We start from the raw sequence: 16,316 nt of genomic DNA on the forward strand, positions 1-16,316 counted from the left end.
GAACAAGAAATCCGCCACCTCCTCGACGAACTCCTCGACCCCCCACCCTTCTGAGGGGACGGGTCAGACGAACCTGCGGCTGACCTTCTCGGGGAGCAGGGAGAGCAGCGGGCCGATCGCGATCCACGGCGTGGTCGGCACGAGCGCGCGGGTCGGTTCGGAATCGATCGCCTTGACCAGAGCGTCGACACCCTGGTCGAACTCGGTCATGAGTGGGGTCTTGACCGAACGGTTGATGTCGGTGCGGATGTACCCGGGCAGGATGTCGGTCACCACGATCCGGCTCCCCGCGCTGTCCAGCTCCGCGTGGAGGCCCTGCGCGAGCGAGGAGACGAACGCCTTGGTGGCGCCGTAGGTGTTCTGCGCCTTGGGCATGCCGCGCAGCGAGCTCACCGAGGAGATGAACACCAGGTGGCCCTCACCTCGAGCGAGCATCAGCTCCATCGCCGCCTCGGCCTGGTTGAGCGTGCCGATCACGTTGACCATCGCCGTCTCCCTGTTGGCGTGGGCCTTTCCCGTGCCGATCGACGCGCCCTTGCCCAGGCCGGCGTTCAGCACGAACCGATCGATCCCCCCGAGCTCGGCGTCGAGTTCCCGGAAGACCGTCTCCACGGCATCGCCGTCGGCCACGTCGAGTTGGCGGACGGCCACGGTGATCGTGGGGTGAGCCGCCAGGAGTTCGGCGCGGAGCTCCTCGAGCCGGTCCAGGCGACGGGCGCAGAGCGCGAGGTTCCTGCCCTTCGCCGCCCAGCGGCGAGCCATGCCCTCGCCGAGACCCGAACTCGCTCCGGTGATGAGAATGGTCTTGCGCTCGGTCACGTGTTCTCCTCCGATGATGGTCGGGCCAGTGTGGCACGACGCGGCTGACAGGACGGGCAACGGTAGGCGATTCGGTCCAGCGAATCGCTGGGTTCGTCCGGGTCCGCCAGGCCCCCCAGACGGAAGGTCTCCACCCGGGCCCCGCACCGACGACACGGCATGCCGTCGCGCCCGTACACCCACAGTCTGCGACCACGACGGGTGTCGCCCGTGGTCACCCTGACGGCGCGGTCGGCGTTGGCCACGAGCAGCCGCCGCGCGAGGACCACCACCGCACGCAGGTCCGCGACCGTCTCGACCGGGTCGCGCGGATCGAGGCCGCGCAGGAAGCACAGCTCCGCGCGGTAGACCGTGCCGATCCCGGCGAGGTTGCGCTGGTCCAGCAGCGCCTCCCCGATCGTCCGGACGGGGCGCCGCGAGATCCGCCGCAGCACCTCCGCGACGCTGGCCTCGGGATCCCAGTCCGCGCCCAGCAGGTCGGGGCCGAGGTGCTCGACGGCGCGCTCGGCCTCGGCCGGGTCCAGCGCGCGCAACAACCCCAACTCGGTGCCCACCACCTCGGTGCCGTCCGCGGCCAGGACCAGCCGCGCGGTGTGACCGGGGAACCGCCACCGCTGCCCGGCGGGATGGACGTGGATCCGGCCCTCCATCTTGAGGTGGATGTGGAGGGTGACGGGGTCGCGACCCAGGGCGTCGGGGCCGACGACGACGAAGAGGTGCTTTCCCCTCGACCTGGCCGTCTCCACCGTCCTGCCGCGCAGGTCCACCGCCGCGAACCGCGGGACGCGGAGTTCGGCCCGCTCCAGGGTCCGGCCGGCCAGCGCCTCCCGGACCCGCTTGGCCGCCCGGTGGACGGAATCGCCTTCCGGCATCTCGGACCCCCGTTCGTCTGCAGGACCGGCGCGGGCCCTAGGTGAGTGTGCGGACCATGGTGCCCTCGTCAGCGCCCGGGACGTCGACGAACCCGAGCCGCTCGTACAACCGCCGTGCCGGATTCCCCGTCTCGACGCTGAGCGAAATCCGCGTCACCCCCCGATCGGCCGCACGATCGCAGGCATGCCGGACCAGCCGCTCCCCCAACCCGGCGCCGCGATGGCCCGGCCACACACAGACACAGAGCTCCGGCACCTCGTCGGCCACGTAGCCGTACCCCGGGTCGGCGGCGTCGAGGAACAGGTACCACACCAGCCCCACGACCGAGCCTCGATCGCCCGCCACCCACGCCTCGTCGCCCCGAGCGCGGTCGAGGACCGTGTACCGCGCGAGGTCGGCCTCACGAACGACGTCCGCCGCGGTGACGAGCTGTCGGCCGGACCAGTTGACGTTCATCACGGTGGCCTCGACCAGAAGCGGGGCCTCGGCGTCGGGGAGCGGCCGGAGAGGCATTCCCGGCGCGCCCTCCGGACCACCGCCCCGGCTCACCATCCCAGCTCCCGACACCCGACCGCACCGGAGGTCTCGATCTGCACCGTCACGTGCTCGATCCCGTGCCCCTCGAGCAGGACGCGCGCCTCGTCGAGCACCTCGGCGTGGCCGGCGTCGGCGTGCACCACCAGATGGACGGTGCCCACGTCCATGCCGGAGGTCAGAGTCCACAGGTGCAGGTCGTGCACCTCCTCGACTCCCCGGACGGCGGCGAGTCCGGTCTCCACCGCCGCCGGATCGACCCCGGCGGGCGCGTGTTGCGCCAACACCGACACGACCTGCCGGCCGAGCATCACCGCTCGCACCACGATGAACACCGCGATCGCCACGGCCACCGCGAGGTCCCACACCGTGGAGCCGGTGGCCCGCATGAGCAGCGCGGCGGCGATCACCCCGACCGATCCGGCGGCGTCGGCCACCACCTCGAGATAGGCGCCGCGCACCGCGAGGCTCTCGGACGACCCGCCACGAAGCAGGACCAGCGAGATGACGTTGACGACAAGACCCAGGGCTCCGACCAGCAGCATGGTCCCGGTCGCGACGGGGGCGGGCGACCCCGCCCTGCGGATCGCCTCCGCCAGGACGTAGACGCCCATCCCGAGCATGATGAGGACCGCCAGCCCGGAGGCGAAGATCTCGATGCGGTAGTGGCCGAAGGTGCGGCGGCCGGTGGTATCCGGGCGCGCGGCGATCACCGTCGCCAGCAGCGCGGCGCCGAGTGCCACCACGTCGGCCGCCATGTGCCCGGCGTCGGAGAGTAGCGCCAGGGAGCCGGAGACGAGGCCGGCGACCAGCTCGACCAGGAAGAACGCCGCCGTCAACGCGAACGCGGCCCCGAGTGCCTCCCGGAAACGCGCCCCGGCATGACCCGTCGGACGGTCGCCCGCGGAGCCGGGCCCGTGTGAATGTCCGGCACCCATTCGAGCCCCCTCGCGTCACATGCATCAATGCGCATATTCTAACCCGTCTCGCGGCGGGCCTCAATGCGGAGGTGGTGCGGCTGGGGTCACCGCCTGATGCGCAGCCCCTTGGGCGTGATCCCGAAGCCCGCGGACTCGAAGGCCGCCGCGACGGGCGAGGTGTGCACCGGCTCGCCGTTGACGGTCGTCACGGTGAGCGGGCCGACGGCGCCCGACCGCACGGCCCCGACGAGTGCGGACGCCGCGAGGGGCACGGCCTCGGGACGCTCGTCGAGCACCAGGACGGTTCTGCCGCCACGTTCGACGAACAGCGCGCACAGCCCGTCGACCAGCACCACCAGCGCACCCGCCTTCCTGCCGGGCCGGTGCCCGGACCCGCCGTCGGCGCCCGGGGGCCACGGAAGCGCCGCCCCGTACGGGTTGGCCGGGTCGGTTGCGGCGAGGACCCGGACGACCGGGTCCTCGGCACCGGAGGGCCAGCGGGCGTCGTCGGCGGTGTCGTCGAAGCCGCGCAGCCTGTCGACCGTGTTGCCGGCCGCGAACTGGGCGGCGCCGAGTCCGTCGACGAAGTAGCCGCGGCGGCAGCGGCCCGAGTCCTCCATCTGTGCCAGCACCTTGTAGACCGCGGCGAACCCTCCCGGGATCTCCTCGGCCTCGACCGCCCCCCGGGTCACCACGCCGTGCCGGAGCAGGAGCGTCTCGGCCCAGGCGTGCGCGCGCACCGTCGCGTCGGTGACCGGCTCCGGCACCAGCGACCAGCGACCGGCCACCACCGGCGGGGTGCGGGTGCCGGCGGCCATCGCACCCCCCAGCTGCGCCATGGTGGTCCGCCCCAGCCGAGCCCGGCGGGGCCTGGCGGACGAGCGCGGCGAGCGGTGCGCGGTGCCCGAGCCGGAGGACCCACCGCCGGCCAGCACGGCGCGCAGCGGGGCGAGCGTGTCGTTGGTGACGGCGCCGTCCCACACCAGGTCCCAGAGCGCGTCGCGGACGGCCGCCTCGGTCACGGGGGTCCCGGTGGCGGGGGTCTCGGTGGCGGGGCCCTCGGTACCGGCGCTGCCCGCCGTCGCGACCGCCGCCGCCTCCTTGACTCTGGTGACCACGTCGCGGAAGAACAGGGCGCCGCCGCGGAGGGAGTCGACGACGGCGAGGTGGACCGCCCCGTCCGGCTGCGGTCGATCGAGCGGCAGCGTCGCCCCGGCCGTGTCCGCCGGATGCAGGGAGACCCAGCCGTCGCGGGATCCCGCCCGGCCCCGCCCGCTCCAGATCACCTCGCCCCCCGCGAGGAGCTCGTCGAGCATCGCCGGGGAGTAGTCGCAGACCCGGGGCGCGAGGACCAGCGGCTCGAGGGCGGAGGCGGGCAGCGCGAGCCCGTCGAGTTGCTCGATCACCGCCAGGACGCCGTCGACGCCGGACTCCGTGCCGGGGCCGACGCCGGGTCCGACGCCGGGGCCGACGCCGGGGCCGGACGCCGCCCCCAGTCCCTGCCAGCCGGGCAGGAACCGGGCCAGCGCCGAGTGCGACACCGGCTCGATCTGGCTGCGCAACGCCGCGAGGCAGCGGCGGCGGATGTGCCGCAGCACCTCGGCGTCGCACCACTCCGAACCCGTGACGCCGGGACGGAACTCCCCCGCCAGCAGCGTCCCCGACGAGGTCAGCCGGTCGAGCACCCCGCGGGCCACCGCGACGCCCAACCCGAATCGACCCGCGACGGCGTCCACGGTGAACGGGCCGTGGGTCCGCGCGTACCGGCGGATCAGCTCGCCGAGCGGGTCCGCCACGTCGCCGAGGAACGCCGAGGGCACCCCGGCCGGCGGGGGCACGCCCAGTCCGTCTCGGAGCCTGTTCACGTCCTCGACCCCGGCCCACCAGGTCCGACCCGCGTGCTCGACGGACACGATGCGCAGCGCCCGGGACAGCGAGGCCAGCCACCCCGGCACCGCCTCCGGATCGGTCGACCGCTCGGCGACCTCCCCGGCCGTGAGCGGGCCGAGCAGACGCAGGAGGTCCGCCACGGCCTCGGCGTCGCGGGCCGCGCGCTCGGGCTCGAGGTGCTGGAGCCGACGCTCGATCGAATCCAGCACCTCGGCGTCGAGCAGTTCCCGCAGCTCCACGCGACCCAGGAGCTGACCCAGGAGGGTCGGGTCTATCGCGAGCGCCGCCGCCCGCTTCTCTGCCAGCGGGGAGTCGCCCTCGTAGAGGAACGCGCCGACGTAGTCGAAGAGCAGCGACTGGGCGAACGGCGAGGCGCTCGGGGTGTCCACCTCGACGATCCGCACGGTCCGCGACTCGATCTCCCCCAGCAGCCGTTCGAGCGCCGGCACGTCGTAGACGTCCTGCAGGCACTCGCGGACGGCCTCGAGGATCATGGGGAAATCGGGGTAGCGGCGCGCCACGTCCAGCAGCTGCGCTGACTTCTGCCGTTGCTGCCACAACGGGGCCCGCCGGCCGGGGTCGAGGCGCGGGAAGAGCAGGGCCCGCGCCGAGCACTCCCGGAACCGCGAGGCGAACAGCGCCGACCCGCCCACGTGCCGGGTCACCAGGTCCACGGCCTCCTCGGCGCTGATCGCGAAGAGCTCGGCCCCCGGGCGGGCGCCCACCTCGCCGTCGTCGATCGTGTCCGGCACCCGCAGGATGATCCCGTCGTCGGACACCACCGGCACGGCGTCGAACCCGTGCGCGGCGGCGAGCCGCGCGCGGACCGCCTCGGCCCAGGGCCAGTGGACGCGGGCGCCGAACGGCGAGTGCAGGACGATCCGCCAGTCGCCCACCTCGTCGCGGAACCGCTCCACGACGAGCGTGGTGTCGCTGGGGACGTGGCCGGTGGCCTCCCGCTGCTCGGCCAGGTAGCGCCGCAGGTTGGTCGAGGCGTTGAGGTCCAGCCCGGCGGCGTCGAGGCGGGAGACCACCTCGTCGTGGGCCCCGCCGCCCCCCTCGCGGAGGAACCCGCCGAGGGCGCGCCCCAGCTCGGCGGGCCGGCCCTGGTCGTCGCCGAGCCAGAACGGCAGCCGTCCCGTCCCGCCGGGGGCGGGGGTGACCAGGACCCTGTCGTGCGTGATCTCCTCCACGCGCCAGCTCGACGCCCCGAGCGCGAACACGTCACCGACCCGCGACTCGTAGACCATCTCCTCGTCCAGTTCCCCGACCCGGGTGGCCTTCTCGCCCACCATGAACACCCCGAACAGCCCGCGGTCCGGGATGGTGCCGCCGGAGGTGACGGCGAGTCGCTGCGCGCCCGGTCGGCCTGTGAGGGTCCCGGCGTCGCGGTCCCACACCAACCGCGGCCTGAGCTCGGCGAAGTCCGCGGACGGGTATTTGCCCGCGAGCATGTCCAGCGTCGCCTCGAACGCCGACCGCGGCAGGCCGACGTACGGGGCGGTCCGGCGGACGGCGGCGAACCAGTCCTCCACGTCGATCGACTCGAGCGCGCACGCGGCCACCGTCTGCTGCGCCAGGACGTCGAGCGGGTTGGAGATGACCGCGAGCGCCTCGATCGCACCCTCGAGCATCCGCTCGACCGTCACCGCGCTGTGCACCAGGTCGGCGCGGTGCTTGGGGAACACCACCGCCCGGGAGACCTCGCCGACCTGGTGCCCGGCGCGGCCGACGCGCTGGAGCCCGGACGCCACCGACGGCGGCGACTCCACCTGGACCACCAGGTCCACCGCCCCCATGTCGATGCCCAGCTCGAGCGACGACGTGGCCACCACGGCGCGGAGCCGGCCGGACTTGAGCGCGTCCTCGATGAGCGCCCGCCGCTCCTTGGACACGGACCCGTGATGGGCCATCGCGAGCTCGGCCGGGGCGCCGCGCGAGACCTCGGAGGGAACCATGATCTGCGCGGGCGGCCTGGCCGGCGCGGGCGGGAGGGATCCCGGCTCGGTGTCCTCCGCGTAGATCTCGTTGAGCCGCGCGGTGAGCCGCTCTGCCAGGCGGCGGGAGTTGACGAACACGATCGTGGAGCGGTGGGCGGTGACCAGATCCACCACCTGTCGCTCGACGTGTGGCCAGATCGACCCCTCGCCCGGGGTGCCCGGCGGCGCGGCGGCCCCGTCGGGGAGCCCGTTGCGCGCCGACGACAGGTCCGCCATGTCCTCCACGGGGACCCGGACCGAGAGCTCGAACCGCTTCTCCGACGCGGGCGCCACCACGGTGACCGGCCGTTCCCCCGCCAGGAAGCGGGCCACCTCGGAGTGCGGCCGGACGGTGGCGGACAGGCCCACCCGCTGCGCGGGGGCGTCCAGCAGCTCGTCCAGGCGCTCGAGGCTCAGAGCCAGGTGCGCGCCGCGCTTGCTCCCGGCCACGGCGTGGATCTCGTCGATGATCACGGTGTCGACCGTGGTCAACGTCTCGCGCGCCGCCGATGTGAGGAGCAGGAACAACGACTCGGGTGTGGTCACCAGGACGTGCGGCGGCCTCGAGCGTTGCCGACGCCGCTCCTCCGTGGGGGTGTCGCCGGTCCGGATGCCCACGGTGACACCCGCGGTCTCGACGCCGAGGGCCGCCGCCGCCCGCTCGATCCCCGCGAGCGGGGCCCGCAGGTTGCGCTCCACGTCCACCGCCAGCGCCTTGAGGGGTGAGATGTAGAGGACGCGCGTGCCCGGTGTGGGATCGGTCGGGGCCCCGGGTCCGACGTCCCCCAGCATCAGGCGGTCGAGCGCGGCGAGGAACGCCGACAGCGTCTTGCCCGACCCCGTGGGGGCGACGACCAGGGTGTGCGCCCCGCTGGCGATCGACGCCCACGCCCCCGCCTGCGCGGGGGTCGCGCGGCCGAACGCGCCACGGAACCACGAGGCGGTGGCCGGGTGGAACCGTTCCAGGGCGTCTGACATGAACCCATGATGACCTACGCCTCCGACACCGTCCCGGCGCCCGACCGCCTCCGTAGAGTGTGGGCATGCGCGAACTCGACGACTGCGACCTGGCCTGCTACCTCGCCACCGGAATCGGGGACATCGTCCGGGGCACGCGCTCGGGCGGCCTGCTCAGCGGACGATCGCTCGCCCGCGTCGCCAACGAGGTGGCCCAGAACTGGACCGACGAGGTGCTCGCGGTGCACCGGCCGGACGACGGGACCCTCTCGGAGGGCGTGTCCGACGACCTCAGCAGGCTCGTGAAGTCGCGGGTCTGGATCATCGACGTGATCGACGGCACCAAGGAGTTCTCCACGGGACGCTCCGACTGGTCGGTCCACGTGGCGCTGGTCGTCGACGGCGTTCCCACCGTCGCCTCGGTCGGCCTCCCCGACTCGGGTCGGGTGTTCCGCTCCGACCACGTCGACCACGTGGACGGGCCGTACTCCGGCACCCTGGTCATCAGCCGCAACAACCCGCCGGCCGGGGCGCAGCACGTGGCGGACGCCCTCGGGATGGCGATCCGACCCATGGGGTCGGCCGGGGCCAAGATGCTGTCCGTCCTGCTCGGTGACGCCGACGCCTACTTCCACGCGGGCGGCCAGAACGAGTGGGACCAGGCCGCGCCGGTGGGTGTCGCGCTCGCGGCCGGGCTCCACGCGTCGAGGCTCGACGGCACACCGATTGAGTTCAACAAGGAGGACACCTACTCCCCGGACATCCTGGTGTGCCGGCCCGAACTCGCCGAGTCGATGCTCGCGGCGGCGGCGGAGCTGCCTGCCTGAGCGGACCCTGCCCGCCTCAGTAGACTGCGCACCATGACCGTCCCCACCCCGTACGAGGATCTGCTCCGACTCGTCCTGGAACAGGGCGCCGCCAAGTCCGACCGCACGGGAACCGGGACGCGGAGCCTGTTCGGCCATCAGCTGCGATACGATCTGTCCGCCGGGTTCCCCCTGATCACCACCAAGCGGGTCCACTTCAAGTCCGTCGCCTACGAGCTGCTGTGGTTCCTGCGCGGCGACTCCAACGTGGGCTGGCTCCGCGACAACGGGGTGACCATCTGGGACGAGTGGGCCGACGCGGAGGGCGAGCTCGGCCCCGTCTACGGCGTGCAGTGGCGGTCGTGGCCGACCCCGGACGGTCGCCACATCGACCAGATCGCGAACTCCGTCGACCTGCTGCGCACCGACCCGGACTCGCGCCGCAACATCGTCTCGGCGTGGAACGTCGGCGAGCTGTCCCGGATGGCCCTGCCCCCCTGCCACCTGCTGTTCCAGTTCTACGTGGCCGACGGCCGGCTGAGCTGCCAGCTCTACCAACGTAGTGCCGACCTGTTCCTGGGGGTGCCGTTCAACATCGCGTCCTACTCGCTGCTCACCCACATGGTGGCCCAGCAGGTGGGGCTCGAGGTGGGCGAGTTCGTGTGGACCGGCGGCGACTGCCACATCTATGACAACCACGTGGAGCAGGTCCGGACGCAGCTGTCCCGCGAGCCGTACCCCTACCCCGAGCTGCGCCTGCGCCGGGCGGACTCGCTCTTCGACTACACCTACGACCACCTCGAGATGGTCGGTTACAGGCACCACCCGGGCATCAAGGCCCCGGTGGCGGTCTGAGACGGGGCTCCGGACGGTGCCGGTGCGGATGGTGTGGGCCCAGGCCCGCGGCGGGGTGATCGGCGACGGCCGCGGCATGCCGTGGCACATCCCCGAGGACCTGGCCTTCTTCAAGCAGGCCACCACCGGGTCGCCCGTGGTGATGGGGCGGGCGACGTGGGAGTCGCTGCCCGCACGCTTCCGGCCCCTGCCCGGCCGCCGCAACATCGTGTGCACGCGCGACCCGCGGTGGTCCGCCGAGGGCGCCGACCGCGCGGGATCGGTGGACGAGGCGCTCACGCTGGCGGGCCCCGACGCGGTGGTGATGGGCGGCGGGCAGATCTACGCCGCCGCGCTGGACCGGGCGGGCGAGTGCCTGGTCACCGAGATCGACGCCGACGCCCCCGGGACGGTGCGGGCACCCGCGCTGGACGGGGCATGGGAGCGGGTGGAGGTGGGTGACTGGATCACCGATCCGCGGAGCCGGGTGGAGGGGTACGACGACGAGGTGAGGCACCGTCACACCACGTGGCGGCGCCGGGTGCTCAGCGGGTGAGGTCCTTCATCATCGAGCGCATCTCGGCGGAGAGGCCGTCCGCGAGGTCCTGCAGGCCACCGGAGATGACCTGGGCCAACAGTCCGGGGTTCTGCGCCTCGATGATGCACCCGCCACCGGATTCGCGGACCACGACGTTGCAGGGGATCAACAGGGCGACCTCCTTGTTCACGTCGAACGCCTTGCCCGCGAACTCGGGATTGCACGCGCCCAGGATGAGCACGCGCTCGATGTCCTTGTCGATCTTGTTCTTGAGGGTCGCCGTGAAATCGATCTCGTGGAGGATGCCGAACCCGCGATCGGCGAGCGCCTTGCGGGTCGACTCCACCGCCTCGTCGAACCCCATCTCGGTGTACGTTCCGATGCTGACGTCCATGACGGCCTCCGCCTCTGTTCGGGTGTCTCCGGGGAATCCCGGGTCCAGTGTCGCACGCCGCCGACGGCGGGTCAGGCGAGCGAGAGGAACAGCTTCTCCAGCTCGGCGAGCGAGGCGCCGTCCTCGCCCGGCTCCCCGTCCCTGGCGAGGCACTCCTGGAGGTTGGTGCTGATGATCTTGAACCCGGCACGGTCGAGCGCCTTGGACACGGCGGCCAGCTGGGTGACGATGTCCTTGCAGGAGTTCTCCTGCTCGACCATGTCGATCACGGCGTTGAGCTGGCCGCGCGCGCGGCGCAGCCGGTTGAGGACCTGTTGCCGAGGGTCGGTGTCGGCCATCGCGCACCTCCATGGAGCACTTGTGGTCTCGGGGCTGAACCGGTGGACCTGGGCGAGACCCCCGTGGTTCCACCGGTTCGAGCCAGTGTACCCACGGGGGTATATTGCCGCCAGTCGGTCGTCGCGCCGGTCAGTCGTCGTGGACGATGATCCCCCGGACCATGCCCTCGCCGCCGCGCTCCATGATCTCGTACCCCTCGTTCACCTGGTCCAGGGTGAAGCGGTGGGTGATGAGCTCGTCCAGCTTGAGCTGCTTCTCGTCCCACAGCCGGAGGATGTTGGGGATGTCGTGGAAGGCGTTGGCCGAGCCGAACAGCGAGCCCTTGATCACCTTCTCGTACTGCGAGACGAACAGGCCCGTGAGGTTGATGGACTGGTTGTCGAGGCCGCCCATCGAGGTGAGGACCACGACGCCGCGCTTGCCCACCATGTCCACCGCGTCCGCGGTGACCTTGGCGTCGGCCACACCGATGGTGATGATCGCCTTCTCCGCCATGTTGCCCCAGGTCAGGGCCGGCAGCTCGGCCTTGGCCTGATCGACGTCGGAGTAGACGTGGGTGGCACCGAACTCCGTCGCCTTGGGCAGCTTCGTCTCGTCGGTGTCGATGGCGATGATGAAGCGCGCGCCGGCGTGCTTGGCCCCCTGGATCGCGTTGATCCCGATGCCGCCGATGCCGAAGACCACGACGGTGTCGCCCGCGCGGACGTCGGCGGAGTAGACGGCCGAACCCCAGCCTGTGGTGACGCCGCAGCCGACGAGCGCGGCGACCTCGAACGGGATCCAGTCCTGGATCTTGACCACCGAGTTCATGTTGGCCACGGTGTACTGCGAGAACGTCCCGAGGGTGCACATCGCCCCCGCGGTCTCGCCGTTGGCGAGCGCGAAGGGGTAGCGCCCGTCGGCCATCTCGCCGATGGTGCCGTTGAGCCCGCCGTCGCAGAGGTTGGTCATGCCCCGCGCGCACGCCGAGCACTTGCCGCACGCCGGGATGAAGGAGCCCACCACGTGGTCGCCGGGCTTGACGTGGGTCACGCCCTCGCCGACGGCCTGGACGACGCCCGCGCCCTCGTGGCCGCCGACGATCGGGAGGCGACCCGGCAGGTCACCGCTGGTGATGTGCAGGTCCGAGTGGCACAGGCCGGCGACCTTCCACTTCACCAGCACCTCGCCGAAGTTCGGGCCGTCGAGCTCCGCCTCGACGATCTCGAACGGCTTGCCCAACTCGCGGGCGATGGCGGCCTTGGTCTTCATGCGACTCCCTCCGGGGGCGACGGGCCGGGCCCGTCACTGGAACGTGTTCTCATTACGGTATCCGCATTCTTGCACGGCGTGCCGCGTATGCATGAACCTGTTCCAGTTAGGGCGCCTCAGGCCCCGGTGGCCGCCCGCCAGGTGGTGTACCCGCCGTCCAGATTGACCGCCTCGCGCCCGGACTGGGTGAGGATCCGGGCGGCCAGGTAGCCGCGGACGCCGACCGCGCAGTACGCCACGACGCTGCCCTCGGGCAGCTCGCCGAGCCGGTCCCGCAGGTCGTCGACCGGGATGTTCACCGCGCCCGGGATCGCTCCCGCCGCCACCTCCTCGGGGGTCCGGGTGTCGAGCAGGACGTCGCCCGCGGACACCCGGTCCGCCACCTCGTCCCACTGAAGGCTCTTCACGGTGCCGTCGCGGAGGTTGCCGGCGACGTAGCCGAGCATGTTGACCGGATCCTTGGCCGAGCCGAAGGCTGGCGCGTAGGCCAGCTCGAGGTCGGCCAGCCGGGAGGCCGTGATGCCGCCCGCCATCGCGGTGGCGATCACGTCGATCCGCTTGTCCGCACCGTCCTCGCCGAGCGCCTGGGCACCGAGGATCGCGTCCGTCTCCGGGTCCACCAGTAGCTTGAGGTGCAGGCCCGCCGCACCCGGGTAGTAGCCGGCGTGCGAGGCGGGGTGCGTGTGGATCTGCCGGAAGGGGCGCCCGGCGGCGGCGAGCCGCTTGGCGTTCCAGCCGGTGGTGGCCACCTGGAGTCCGAAGACCCCGACGATGGCGGTGCCGAGGACCGGACGGTCGGCGGCGGCGCGGCCCATGATGACGTCCGCGACCATGCGGCCCTGGCGGTTGGCGGTGTTGGCCAGCGGGACCATGACGGCCGAGCCGTCCACGGCGTCCCGCTTGACCACGGCGTCGCCGACGGCGTAGATCGCCGGGTCGGAGGTCCGCATGGCCTCGTCGACCACGATCCCGCCGCGCTCGTCCACCTCGAGCCCCGCGTCGGTGGCGAGGGTGGAATCGGGGCGCACGCCGATCGCGGCCACCACGATGTCCGCCGGCACCGTCGACCCGTCGGCGAGGGTGACGTCGCGCTCCCCGATCGCCGACACGCCCGCGCCCAGATGGAGCACCACCCCGCTCTCGCGGAGCCGCTGGTGGACGAAGGCCGCCATCTCCGGGTCGAGCGGGGCCATCACTTGATCCGCGGCCTCGACGATCGTCACGTCGAGGCCCCGGTGCCGGAGGTTCTCCGCGAGCTCGATCCCGATGAAGCCCCCGCCGATCACGACGACCGACCCGACGTCCCCCGACACCGCGTCGACCATCGCGTCGGTGTCCTCGATGTCGCGCAGCGACAGGGCGCGTTCGATCCCCGGGATGGGCGGCCGCACCGGGCGCGCGCCCGGGGACAGCACGAGGGCGTCGTAGTCCAGGCTCGCCTCGCCGTCCGGACCGGTGACCTGGACGACGCGGCCGCCCCGGTCGACGGAGGTGACCTCGTGCCCGACGAGCACGCGGATGCCGAACCTGGCGGCCAGGGACTGCGGGGTCTGCAGGAGCAGCGCCGAGCGGTCCTCGATCACCCCGCCGACGTGGTACGGCAGCCCGCAGTTGGCAAACGAGACGTACCCGCTGCGTTCGACGACCGTGATGTCGGCGTCTTCGGACAACCGACGGAGGCGCGTCGCGGCGGACATGCCGCCCGCGACCCCCCCGACGATGACGATCTTCATGTGACTCGCTCTCCGCGTGGTGGGCCGGATCAGGGCTGCGCTTGGCCCTGCTGGGCCTGTGCCTCGTCGACGGCCTTGCGGACCTCGTCCATGTCCAGGCCCTTGATCTGGGCCACCAGGTCGTCGAGCGCCTTCTCGGGGATCGCGCCCGAGTGGCGGAACACGGCGATGCCCTCCCGGAACGCCATGAGCGTGGGGATGGACTGGATCTGCAGCATGGCACCGAGCTGCTGCTCGGCGTCCGTGTCGACCTTGGCGAAGGTGATCTCGGGGTTCTTGCCGGAGACCTTCTCGAAGACCGGACCGAACGCCTTGCAGGGACCGCACCACTCGGCCCAGAAGTCCACCAGGACGATGTCGTTCTCGGTGACGGTGCTCTCGAAGTCGGCGGTCGTGATGTCGACGGTGGTCATACGAATGCCCTCCTTGCGCCGACGGGGCGGCTCTCGCCCCGTCGCATTCCGTCGCCAGCCTACGGATACCCCGCGCCGGCGACGACCTTCCGCGAAAACAATACCCCGCAGGGTATGTGTATCCGTACAGAGCAAGACAACGCCGACGGGGCGGGACTATTCCCGCCCCGCCCCCGAACGGGGCGGCGACCCCAGCACGTCGGCGAGGAACCACTCGAGCTGGTCCAGGAAGACTGCGTTGTCGTCCCCCGCCACCATGTGCCCGGCGTCCGCCACCTCCATGGTGTGGGCGTGCGGCAGGAGCTCGAGCAGGTGGCGGACGGACTCGTCGCTGACGATGTCGGACGCGGAGCCCCGGATCAGCATGGTGGGCTGCGTGATCGACGGCACCAGGGTCTCGAAGAAGGCGGTGCCGACCTCCGCGTTGACCGCCGACGCGCCGCCGGCGAACCGGGGGTCCCAGTGCCAGTGCCAGCGACCGTCCTCGCGCAACCGGAGGTTCTTGCGCAACCCCTCCGGGTTGGCGGGGCGCGGGCGGTGGGGCTGGTAGGCGGAGATCAGCTCGGCGGCCTCCTCGAGACTGGCGAAGCCGTCGAAACCGGACCGCATGAAGGCCCCGATCCGTTCGACCCCCGCCGCCTCGATCTTCGGGGCCACGTCGACCAGCACCAGCGCCCGGGCGACGTCCTTGCCCGAGCCCAGGGCGAGCATCGCCGTGAGGCCACCCAGGGAGGCCCCCACGATCACCGGCCGGCGGTCGGGGAACCGCTCGGCGACGATCACCTCGAGGTCGGCGGACATCCGGTGGATGTCGTAGTCCCCCTCGGGGTCCCAATCGCTGTCGCCGTGGCCGCGGGCGTCCATCGCGGTGACCCGGTAGCCCTCCCCCGCCAGCCGCCGGGCCGCGCGGCTCCACGAATGACGCGTCTGCGCGCCGCCGTGCAGCATGAGGATCTCGTCGACGGGCGTCCCGGCACCGTCGGCACCGGCCGGCTCCCACACCTCCCCCACCAGGGTGACGCCGCCGTCCCGCTCCACCGTGAACTCGCGGGGCTCCACTGTGGTCTCCGTGCTGGGCATTCCGGCGCCTCCCTGGCGTGCGTCCCGACCCGATCGGTGGAACGTGTTCTCGTCTCGTTCTACCACGGGCGCTCCACGGCCATCCGCGAGGCGAGGTCCTCGGCCACCGCCAGGACGGAGTAGTAGGGGCCGCGGCGTGGGATCGATGGGAACACCGACGCGTCGGCCACCCGCAGGCCCCCCACGCCGAGGACGCGGCCGGAGCCGTCCACGACCTCCCCGATGGCGGCGGATCCGGTGAGGTGCTGGGAGGTCGAGAGCAGCGGGGTGGCGGGGGTCGCGACGCCCACGGTCTCCGCGACCATCAGGGCACCCACCGCCAACGCCTCAATATCGCGCGGGTCGTCGGCCAGATCGATCCTGAGGCGGGACCCGGCAGCGCCCCCGGCAGGGCCCCCGACCCCGACGATCTGGCCCCTGCCCAGGGGGTTCATCAGCGCGATGCCGATCCGGTGCGGCTGCGGCGCGAGCCCTGGGATGACCTCGTGCAGGGGAACCGAGTACGGGCGGACCTCGATCTCCGCGATCCCGTGCCGCGTCGGGATCCCGAGCCTCACCACGTGGGAGAGCAGCGGCGGGAGGGAGCCGCCGGGGGCACCGTCGGCGCCGGGGGCACCGTCGGCCGCGGCGGCCGGCAGGTCGAGCAAGACCTCCGGGTGCTCCTGCGTCCCCCGTCCGACCGGGTGGCCGGACGCCGGGCCGATCCCGGAGGCCAGCAGCAGCGCCGCCGCCCCGATCGACCCCGCCGTCAGGACCACCTGGCGCGCGGCGACCTCCTCGTCGCTGTCCAGGACCACGCCGTCGCACCTCCCCCCGACGCGCCCGCCCGCCCACCTCAGCTCCCGGACCGGTGCGCCGGCGACCACTCGGACGCCCGCACCGGCCGGGTCCCAGGCCTCGAACGCGGTGACCCGCCGGTCGCCGCGACGCGCCTGGGCGATCGCGGACACGTGCGC

Annotated in this window: 15 protein-coding genes; 3 read left to right on the forward strand and 12 right to left on the reverse strand. The window is 72.5% G+C overall.

Annotated features, from left to right (window positions below; all coding sequences use genetic code 11):
- Positions 1-63: 63 nt before the first annotated feature.
- From Q0444_RS06815 to Q0444_RS06835, 5 genes are all read right to left on the reverse strand, one after another.
- Positions 64-819 carry an SDR family oxidoreductase gene (locus tag Q0444_RS06815; protein ID WP_291083679.1) on the reverse strand — a complete coding sequence of 252 codons (756 nt, stop codon included), beginning with the start codon at positions 817-819 and terminating at the stop codon, positions 64-66.
- A complete protein-coding gene (locus Q0444_RS06820) occupies positions 816-1,691 on the reverse strand; it encodes a DNA-formamidopyrimidine glycosylase family protein (RefSeq protein ID WP_291083682.1) in 876 nt (291 codons plus the stop codon). Before Q0444_RS06820 ends, Q0444_RS06815 begins: the two co-directional genes overlap by 4 nt.
- A 37-nt stretch (positions 1,692-1,728) precedes the next feature.
- Positions 1,729-2,205, reverse strand: a complete 477-nt coding sequence (locus tag Q0444_RS06825; RefSeq protein ID WP_291083685.1) for a GNAT family N-acetyltransferase — start codon at positions 2,203-2,205, stop codon at positions 1,729-1,731.
- 32 nt (positions 2,206-2,237) lie between these two features.
- Complete coding sequence (locus tag Q0444_RS06830) at positions 2,238-3,164, reverse strand: cation diffusion facilitator family transporter (protein ID WP_291083688.1); 927 nt, start codon at positions 3,162-3,164, stop codon at positions 2,238-2,240.
- Positions 3,165-3,250: 86 nt separating this feature from the next.
- The gene (locus Q0444_RS06835; RefSeq protein ID WP_299022413.1) at positions 3,251-7,993 is read right to left on the reverse strand and encodes an ATP-dependent helicase; all 4,743 of its coding nucleotides are present in this window, start codon (positions 7,991-7,993) and stop codon (positions 3,251-3,253) included.
- Positions 7,994-8,058: 65 nt separating this feature from the next.
- Here Q0444_RS06835 and Q0444_RS06840 point away from each other — a divergent pair, with 65 nt between their 5' ends.
- From Q0444_RS06840 to Q0444_RS06850, 3 genes are read left to right on the forward strand one after another with little or no spacing between them, the layout of a single operon-like run.
- The gene (locus Q0444_RS06840; protein ID WP_291083698.1) at positions 8,059-8,799 is read left to right on the forward strand and encodes a 3'(2'),5'-bisphosphate nucleotidase CysQ; all 741 of its coding nucleotides are present in this window, start codon (positions 8,059-8,061) and stop codon (positions 8,797-8,799) included.
- A gap of 33 nt (positions 8,800-8,832) precedes the next feature.
- Entirely contained in the window at positions 8,833-9,633 is an 801-nt protein-coding gene (locus Q0444_RS06845; RefSeq protein ID WP_291083701.1) for a thymidylate synthase, read from the forward strand.
- 28 nt (positions 9,634-9,661) lie between these two features.
- Positions 9,662-10,168, forward strand: a complete 507-nt coding sequence (locus tag Q0444_RS06850) for a dihydrofolate reductase (RefSeq protein WP_291083704.1) — start codon at positions 9,662-9,664, stop codon at positions 10,166-10,168.
- Here Q0444_RS06850 and Q0444_RS06855 read toward each other — a convergent pair.
- From Q0444_RS06855 to mftG, 7 genes are all read right to left on the reverse strand, one after another.
- Positions 10,158-10,544 (reverse strand): DUF302 domain-containing protein, encoded by a 387-nt coding sequence (locus Q0444_RS06855; RefSeq protein ID WP_291083707.1) that lies wholly within the window; start codon positions 10,542-10,544, stop codon positions 10,158-10,160. The genes Q0444_RS06850 and Q0444_RS06855 overlap by 11 nt on opposite strands.
- A 71-nt stretch (positions 10,545-10,615) precedes the next feature.
- Entirely contained in the window at positions 10,616-10,882 is a 267-nt protein-coding gene (locus Q0444_RS06860) for a metal-sensitive transcriptional regulator (protein WP_291083710.1), read from the reverse strand.
- Between the two features lie 130 nt (positions 10,883-11,012).
- Positions 11,013-12,134 (reverse strand): NDMA-dependent alcohol dehydrogenase, encoded by a 1,122-nt coding sequence (locus Q0444_RS06865; RefSeq protein ID WP_291083713.1) that lies wholly within the window; start codon positions 12,132-12,134, stop codon positions 11,013-11,015.
- 116 nt (positions 12,135-12,250) lie between these two features.
- Positions 12,251-13,867: an FAD-dependent oxidoreductase gene (locus Q0444_RS06870; RefSeq protein WP_299022418.1), complete on the reverse strand. Its 1,617-nt coding sequence runs from the start codon at positions 13,865-13,867 to the stop codon at positions 12,251-12,253.
- Between the two features lie 29 nt (positions 13,868-13,896).
- On the reverse strand, positions 13,897-14,280 hold the full coding sequence (gene trxA / locus Q0444_RS06875) for a thioredoxin (protein ID WP_299022420.1): 384 nt from the start codon (positions 14,278-14,280) through the stop codon (positions 13,897-13,899).
- 156 nt (positions 14,281-14,436) lie between these two features.
- Positions 14,437-15,360: an alpha/beta fold hydrolase gene (locus Q0444_RS06880; protein WP_291083721.1), complete on the reverse strand. Its 924-nt coding sequence runs from the start codon at positions 15,358-15,360 to the stop codon at positions 14,437-14,439.
- A 59-nt stretch (positions 15,361-15,419) separates the two neighbouring features.
- Positions 15,420-16,316: mycofactocin system GMC family oxidoreductase MftG (mftG, locus tag Q0444_RS06885; protein ID WP_299022424.1), on the reverse strand; the 897-nt coding region annotated here is incomplete at its 5' end.

The organism is uncultured Dietzia sp. (assembly GCF_937873725.1).
Classification (GTDB): Bacteria; Actinomycetota; Actinomycetes; order Mycobacteriales; family Mycobacteriaceae; genus Dietzia.